The organism is Novosphingobium sp. (assembly GCF_049240505.1).
Classification (GTDB): domain Bacteria; phylum Pseudomonadota; class Alphaproteobacteria; order Sphingomonadales; family Sphingomonadaceae; genus Novosphingobium.
On sequence record NZ_JBMLSM010000074.1, the window covers coordinates 1 to 7,386 of the forward strand.

A 7,386-nucleotide genomic window follows, 5' to 3' on the forward strand; every position below is an offset into this window, starting at 1 on the left:
GTCAATCTTCTATCGACCGACAGGGTTTCGGGATAGGCGACGGCGCCTAATCGCAGGGCAGGTTTTTGAGGACAAACCGCACCGCTGCGGCGAGGTGCGGTGCAGCAGGGTGATCTGAAACAGAACACCACCTGTCGCAGCTCACGCCCTATACCCCAGGTTTTGTGCAGCCCTTAATCGTCGCCACCGGTGTCGGCGTGCCCTTGGTGACGCAAGGCCTCGACCAAGCCTGTCAGCGACCTTAGCGGGAACTTCGCGCATAAAATAAACCCGACATTTAAATCTAGCTTCGAGCGACTTTCAGCCCCCTCAACGCCTGCAAGGAACGATGCTGCGGCAACCGTTTCGGGGCCACTTCTATAAGCCTAGAACAGCAAAAACGTATTAAAATACGGGCTTTTGCATCATTTTTAGAAGTTCGAGCTACTCGCCGCGTGAAGGCTCTCTTACTTCTGAAGCCTCACAACACGAACTGGAGAACGCCAAGTCTGACCAAAACATTATGTCGGAATCATCATATTTTTTGACGCCTTGCTCCAAGAAGCGACTGCTCCCTCATGATGTTCTTGCGATCACCGGCGAGGTGCCGCCAGCAACACTCAAACCGACAGGGACACCCATGAACATTCTCTCAAAACTGTTCGCAGGCGGGATCTTAATGGTGGCTGGCTCGGTCATCATCCTTGGGCTCCCAGTCGGTCTTGTTGCGTTCCTGACTGCCCGACAGACGACACACGAATTATCGACCCAGTACGTCAGCTTGATGCTGGAAAGGAAGGTCGATGCCGCGCAGACGTCATTCGATACGCTGCGCCGCTCGATCACGCTGATCGCCGGAAGCCCAAATGTTCTGGCGGCAGTGCGAGAGCTTCAATTTGGTTGGGAGAGCGTATCGGGAGACCGGGCCGGGGAACTGCGGGGCCTGTTCGCCAATCACGTCGGCGCGGCGCGCGCAGTGATCGACCCTGGCGACGCCTCACTCTATTCGCAAATGCACATTAAATATCATCCTTGGATGATAACGGCGGCGGAAACGCAGAGCGCGAAGGACATTTACCTGGTCAATGCTGCCGGCGAGGTGATCTATTCCCTTGAGAAAGATTCTATCTTTACGGCAAATCTCGCAGATCGAGCCGATGGCAGCGCTGTCGCCCGCTTTTATCGCACGCTCGCCGCAAAGCCGCCGGAAACGATTCTCCTGCAGGATTTCGAGCCCCACTTACCCGCTGCGGACACCGCTTCAATGCTTCTTGGTCGCAAGATTCTGGATAGGCAAGGTGCTGTTTCCGGCACGCTGATCGTTCGGATCGGCCCCGAAATGCTCAAAAAGATTTTCGCCTCCGATCACCAGAGTGCCATCCAGCTTTTTGTTGTGGCGCAGGACCGGACCCTCCGTGTCGATCTCCCGGCAACGGCTGAGAATGACATATATTTCAATCGCTTAAAAGACGCCGACTGGTCTGTCCTGAGCGCTCTCGGGACCGGCACAACCACGACAGTCGAGCGCTTTTCGCCTGAGCCGCTCTATTACCTGAAGCGCGCGTTCGTGCTCGACGGGATCGACTGGCAAATCTTCGGCGCCATCTCACCCGAGACGATGAACGCCCCAGTCCTTGCGATGGGCTACAAGTTGGCAGCCGCAGGTTGCGTGATCATTCTGCTCGCGGTCGCGGCATGCCTGATCTACTCGCACTGGCTCATCGGACCATTGCCGGGCATCGAGGCGGCCATCCTCGCTCTCGCGGCCGGAAATGCCGAGGCCGATGTACCGCAAACCCGGCGCAAAGATGAAATCGGCCGCATGAGTTTGGCGCTTCTGACCTTAAGGGATACAGTACGCGACAGGGATGCAATGACGCGGGAGAACCTGCGTCATGTCGAAGCGCAGGCAATGCGCCAAACCCACGTGGATGAGGAAATCGATCGCTTCCGGCGCAGTAGCTTGCTGCTCACGCAACAATTTTCGGACAACAGCAGCGCGCTGGAAAAAACCGCGAACCAACTCATCGAGATCTCGATGCGCTCGCGTTCGAGCGCCGGGATCGCGCAGGAGGCCTCTACGCGCTCGTCCCAGATCATGGTTGCCGTCGCCAGCGCTGCCAACGAGCTGACCGCATCAATCTCCGAGATCGACCGCAATCTCCAGAAAACCAGTACCGTTGTCACCAACGCCTCCTCGGTCGCGCAGGCCATGAGCCGAAAGGTTGAGGGGCTTTCGGATGCCGCGGGCAAGATCGGTTCCGTGATTTCGCTCATCCAGAACATCGCCGCGCAGACAAATCTACTGGCCTTAAATGCGACGATCGAGGCCGCGCGAGCCGGCAGCGCTGGAAAGGGCTTTTCGGTGGTCGCATCCGAAGTGAAATCGCTGGCACTTCAGACCGCAAAGGCTACCGAGGAAATCGTCATTCATATCGCGTCGATACAGGGCGCGACCGAAGGGACCGTCGAGGCCATCGAGGCTGTTGTCGGCCTTGTGCGTGACATCGATCGCTATACCGGGACGGTCAGTGCTGCTGTCGCCGAACAGCGGGACGCCACCCAGGAAATTAGTGAGAATGTCGCAGACGCATCGCAAACACTCGCGCAGACGCTGGATGTTGTGAAAGCCGTTTCAGGCTCGGTTGAGGAAACACAGTCGGCCGCCGCGCGCCTGTTTGAGACATCAACGCTTGTGGAGAAAAACCTGACTGAGTTCTCCCAGACGACCGAGGCCTTTCTCGGTAATGTCCGACTCGCCTGAACCGGGCGCGGATTATATTTGCTGCACCGCCTTGCGGAGTTTGCCCGGCGTTGCCCCAAACCGCTTGCGAAACTGGTAAATGAAGTGCGCGCAGTCGGAGAAACCGGTGAGATATGCGATCTCGGTCACGGCCTTTTCGGTGTTGAACAGATACCAGCGCCCATAGCGAAGGCGCATATCAATCCAGAATACCTTGGGCGTCGTCTGCAACTCTTCGCGAAACAGGCGTTCAAGCTGCCGCTCGCTCATACCGAGCGTGTCGGCGATATCGGCGATGGTTCCGGGCGCTTGCAAGTCACGCTCCATGAGGGTGATCGCGCGGCGCAAGCGGTGGTTGGTAATGTGCTGACGGCCTAACGCCACAATTCTCTTGACCGAAGATTCCACTTCCCGGTCAGACATCGTCATCTGGAACACGGCCTTGGTTGCACGCTCCTGACCGCAGAACTTGGAAATCAGGTGCGTCGCGAAACTGATGACGGAGAGGCCGCCAGGAACCGTGACGATGCCGTCGTCCTCGACAAAGTCCCGATCAAGCGTGAAGCGGAGGCCAGGATGGCGGCTGCGATAATCATCCGCATGATAGGGATGAAGGCAGGCATTGCGCTGGTCCATGAGGCCGGCATCTGCCAGCACGAACGATCCCGTACAGAGACCCGCAAGCAATCGTTCATGTGTCTGTACTTGCCGCAAGTAGGGGTGAATCTCGGGGGGAATCGCGTCGATATTGCGTAAGAGAGGCCCTATAATCGCTACGCAATCGAACTTATCGGGCGGCATCAGCCCGGAATCGGCTGGGATTGAAATGCCGCAACTCGAAGTGACCGATTGGCGTCCAGGCGACATGATGGTCCAAGAACACAGAATCTTCCGGCTCTTATCGCCGATATCCGCGGCGTGACGAAGAGCCTCGACGAAGCCCGTCAGCGACATCAGCGGGAATTCCGGGCATAAAATAAACCCGACATTCAAATCCGGTTTTGATCGAGCTTCTCGCATCGCCAGTCCTTGCAAGCCGAGCCGTAAATCTCGCCAACCCTGCACATTCCGGGCAGGCCAGAGAACATCAAAAACCCAGCTAGAGACACAGAATTCCAGCTTGCGGGCCACGGTTTAGCGCGGCCCGCCATCGCAGCACTCGGGATAGGATGAGCGTAGCAGCGCTGTCGTGAAAACGGCAAGCCAGGCAAAAACATTATGTCGTAATTATTATGTTTTTTGACGCCTTGCTCCAAGCCGCTGTCGTCCTTGCATGGTGTTCTTGTGACCACAGGCGAGATGCAGCCTGCAACAATCAAAACGACAGGGACACCCATGAACATTCTTTCAAAGCTATTCGCAGGCGGGATCGTGGCGGCCTCTCTGGTCACCGGCGCGGTCGCCCAGGATGTGACGACCATCCAGAAAGGCAAGCTGACAGTGGCCTTCACCGGCGACATGCCGGGTTCTGGCTGGCGGGATGGGAAGATGATCGGCTACGACGGCGAGATCATGCAATTGATTGCCGACAAGCTTGGTCTGCCCATCACACCCGCGCTAATGGAATGGTCCGGTACGATCGCTTCCGTCCAGGCGGGCCGCGTCGATGCTATGCTCGGCACCATGGGCTGGACCGAGCAGCGCACCAAGATCATGACGCTGACCGAGCCGGTGCATTACTTCAAAAACGGCATCATGCAGTCCAAGAAGACGAACTGGGACAAGCTGGCCGATCTTAAAAACAAGAAGGTCGGCACGATTACCGGTTTCTCCTTTATCCCCGAGCTGCGGAAAATCGAAGGCCTTCAGCTTGGGCTCTACGACACCTCTGACGCGGCTGTCCGCGATCTCGTCGCTGGCCGTATCGAGGCGGTGATCGGCGATCCCCCCGTCATCGGCTATGCGATCTCGCAAAACCCTGACTGGAACATGCAGTTCCTCGCCTTCACGGACCAAAACAAGGACTTTCCGCTTCTGACCGGCCTTGGCCAGGTGGTGTTCGGTCTGAACAAGGATAACGCCAAGCTCGCCGACGCCATGAATGCCGTGATCAAAGAGATGTGGGCTACCTGTAAGATGAAGGAAATCGGCGCGCGCTACGGCCTTGTCGCGGATGTCTGGTACAAGCCGGTCGGCGAGAATTTCCGTGCTGGCAAGGATCGCCCGGCCGATTACAAGCTCCCAAGCTGCAACTGATTTCTCCCTCTGGTTGCTGACTACAGGTAGGCGCATTACAGCGCCGACCTTATTGTGATGATTTCCCCTATTGGCTGCTGACTGCGGGTCGGCGGATTGCCGACCCGACTTTTTGTTTTGCCCTTTATTTCGGAGAATGACCGTGAGCCAGCCGCTCCTGCGGGTCGAGGACCTGCGCAAAAATTATGGCACCGTTGAAGTCCTGCGCGGGATCGATTTTTCTGTTCGCAAGGGGGAAAAAGTCGCGCTGATCGGCCCCTCCGGCTCGGGCAAATCAACCTGCCTGCGCTGCGTCAACATGCTCGAAAAGCCCAGCAGCGGTTCGATCTATCTCGATGATGCCCGCGTCGGCGTCCGGGATCCCGGCACGCGGCGCGAGCGGCTGATGTCCGATGCTGAACTCGCTCCCCAACGCCAGCAGATGGGCATGGTGTTCCAGCTCTTCTACCTCTGGCCGCATCTCACCGTGCTGGAGAATGTGTCGATTGGGCTGCGCCGGGTCCAGAATCTTCCTGCGAAGGCGGCTGATGAGATCGCCATCGAGATGCTCGAAAAGGTCCATATGGCCCATAAAGCCGATGCCTATCCCGATTTCCTCTCCGGCGGCCAGCAGCAGCGTGTCGCAATCGCCCGAGCGCTCGCGCAGCGGCCTACGCTGCTTCTATTTGATGAGCCGACCTCCGCGCTCGATCCGGAACTCGTCGGCGAGGTGCTCAACGTCATCCACGAACTCGCTGATGAGGGCCGCACCATGCTGCTCGTGACCCACGAAATCCGCTTTGCCCGCGATGTCGCGGACCGCGTGATCTTCATGGACGGCGGCGTCGTGGTCGAGGAAGGCCCGGCGAAAGACCTCATCATGCACCCGCAAAACGAGCGGACGCAGGCCTTCCTGCGTCAGATCGCCCATTGAAGGATAGCCCCAGTGTTCATTCGGTTTGATACCATCCTGGCAGGGCTGCTACAGGGCGTCGGCGTCACGCTCGGTGTCACTTTCGGTGCACTGATTATCGCCATCATTCTGGGCTTTGCCCTGTCGCTGGCGCGACTCTTCCTGCGCTCCCGCGTCGTTGCACTGCTCATCGATTCCTATGTCGAGTTCTTCCGCAACATCCCGGCGCTCGCGCATCTTTTCGTGATCTATTTCGGCCTGGGGTCTGTCGGCATTCAGCTTGGCTCGGTCACCGCCGCCATCCTCGGCCTCGGGCTGATCGGCGGCGCAAGCTTATGCGATGTTTTCCGCGCAGGGTTCGAGGCATTGCATAAGGGGCAGCGGGAGGCCGCGCTCGCAGTCGGTATGCGTCCGTCCCAGTCGGTCCGGTTGATCCTTGCACCACAGGCGTTGCGGATCGCGCTCCCTGCCGTGACGAACTACGCAACACAATTGCTAAAGGACAGTTCGATTGCCTCGGCCATTGCCGCGCCAGAAATCATGTTCTTCGCGCGCTCGCTCGTCACCTCGACCTTCGAGACGACCCTGATCTACGTGACCGCCGCCATGATGTACCTGCTGATGAGCTTACCAATTGCCTTTGCGGCCCGCTCAATCGAACAAAAGTACGGAGCCAGGCGATGATCAGCTTTTTCGAACCCTACCTCGAGTACGGCGCCGAATGGATGCCCCGCATGCTGGATGCTGCAGGAAAGACGGCCATGATCACGCTGGCGGGCTTCATCGTCGCCATCATGATCGGATCCGCCCTGGCCTTCCTCCAGCAGAGCCGGTTCAAGACTTTCCGCGCTTTTTCGCAAGGCTATGTCGTGCTGTTCAGGGGTGTGCCGCTCCTTGCGGTGCTCTTCTTGCTCTATTTTGGCCTGCCGGGCATTGGCATTACGCTCACAGCCTTCAATGCGGGCGCCATCGGCCTTGGGCTTTGTTTTGGGGCCCAGATGGCAGAAGTCTTCCGGGCCGGGTTCGAGGCGATCCATCGCGGCCAGCGTGAAGCTGCACTCGCGATCGGAATGACGCCCTTCGTCAGCTTCCGGCTGATTATCCTGCCGCTGGTGCTTCGCATCATCCTGCCTTCGCTTGTCGCAACTTTCGTTGCGCTCTTGAAGGATTCCTCGCTCTGCGCGCTGATCACGATCAACGAACTCATGCTAGAGGGGCGCGCTTTAGCGACAGAATATTTCCTGCCGCTACACATCTTCATCGGCATCGGCCTGATGTACTTTGCCATTGCGTGGCCGCTTTCGATGCTGGCGCGCCATCTCAACGCCAATATCCAGAAACGCAAGCGGAGTGCCGCTTAGTGTTGTGCCAAAGCTTCTATCGTCAGCGACAGACATCCCGCCAGCGCCGACCTTTGAAACCCACCTCCTCCGAGTCGGCTTGAAGCACTGGAAATTCCCAGCGCTAATCGACACTTCTCAGGTTCCAGCAAGGCTATAATCATGACTTCGAACGGAAGCATTACCGCAGACCGGACTACGCAACTATTAGCGCCAGTTGTAGCAAGAAAGGCGCC

General features: G+C 58.0%; 6 protein-coding genes. 5 read left to right on the forward strand and 1 reads right to left on the reverse strand.

The genetic code is table 11. From position 1 onward, the window contains the following. The first annotated feature begins 619 nt into the window (after positions 1 to 619). The gene (locus ACOVQ0_RS06260; protein WP_421881623.1) at positions 620 to 2,743 is read left to right on the forward strand and encodes a methyl-accepting chemotaxis protein; all 2,124 of its coding nucleotides are present in this window, start codon (positions 620 to 622) and stop codon (positions 2,741 to 2,743) included. A gap of 12 nt (positions 2,744 to 2,755) precedes the next feature. Here the strand turns inward: ACOVQ0_RS06260 and ACOVQ0_RS06265 are convergent, their stop codons facing one another. Next, positions 2,756 to 3,853 (reverse strand): GlxA family transcriptional regulator, encoded by a 1,098-nt coding sequence (locus ACOVQ0_RS06265; RefSeq protein ID WP_421881626.1) that lies wholly within the window; start codon positions 3,851 to 3,853, stop codon positions 2,756 to 2,758. Between the two features lie 204 nt (positions 3,854 to 4,057). Between ACOVQ0_RS06265 and ACOVQ0_RS06270 the strand changes: the two genes are divergently transcribed. From ACOVQ0_RS06270 to ACOVQ0_RS06285, 4 genes are all read left to right on the forward strand, one after another. Beyond that, entirely contained in the window at positions 4,058 to 4,918 is an 861-nt protein-coding gene (locus tag ACOVQ0_RS06270) for an ABC transporter substrate-binding protein (protein WP_395832663.1), read from the forward strand. A 136-nt stretch (positions 4,919 to 5,054) separates the two neighbouring features. Beyond that, positions 5,055 to 5,831 carry an amino acid ABC transporter ATP-binding protein gene (locus ACOVQ0_RS06275; protein WP_421881629.1) on the forward strand — a complete coding sequence of 259 codons (777 nt, stop codon included), beginning with the start codon at positions 5,055 to 5,057 and terminating at the stop codon, positions 5,829 to 5,831. A 12-nt stretch (positions 5,832 to 5,843) separates the two neighbouring features. After that, positions 5,844 to 6,494, forward strand: a complete 651-nt coding sequence (locus ACOVQ0_RS06280; protein ID WP_421881632.1) for an amino acid ABC transporter permease — start codon at positions 5,844 to 5,846, stop codon at positions 6,492 to 6,494. After that, entirely contained in the window at positions 6,491 to 7,171 is a 681-nt protein-coding gene (locus tag ACOVQ0_RS06285) for an amino acid ABC transporter permease (RefSeq protein ID WP_395832669.1), read from the forward strand. The genes ACOVQ0_RS06280 and ACOVQ0_RS06285 overlap by 4 nt, the downstream gene beginning before the upstream one ends. Positions 7,172 to 7,386: the final 215 nt, after the last annotated feature.

Bases quoted from the DNA above. Each gene is read 5' to 3' on its own strand.
- ACOVQ0_RS06260 (WP_421881623.1), top strand. From the start codon at position 620: ATGAACATTCTCTCAAAACTGTTCGCAGGCGGGATCTTAATGGTGGCT.
- ACOVQ0_RS06270 (WP_395832663.1), top strand. From the start codon at position 4,058: ATGAACATTCTTTCAAAGCTATTCGCAGGCGGGATCGTGGCGGCCTCT.
- ACOVQ0_RS06275 (WP_421881629.1), top strand. From the start codon at position 5,055: ATGACCGTGAGCCAGCCGCTCCTGCGGGTCGAGGACCTGCGCAAAAAT.
- ACOVQ0_RS06285 (WP_395832669.1), top strand. From the start codon at position 6,491: ATGATCAGCTTTTTCGAACCCTACCTCGAGTACGGCGCCGAATGGATG.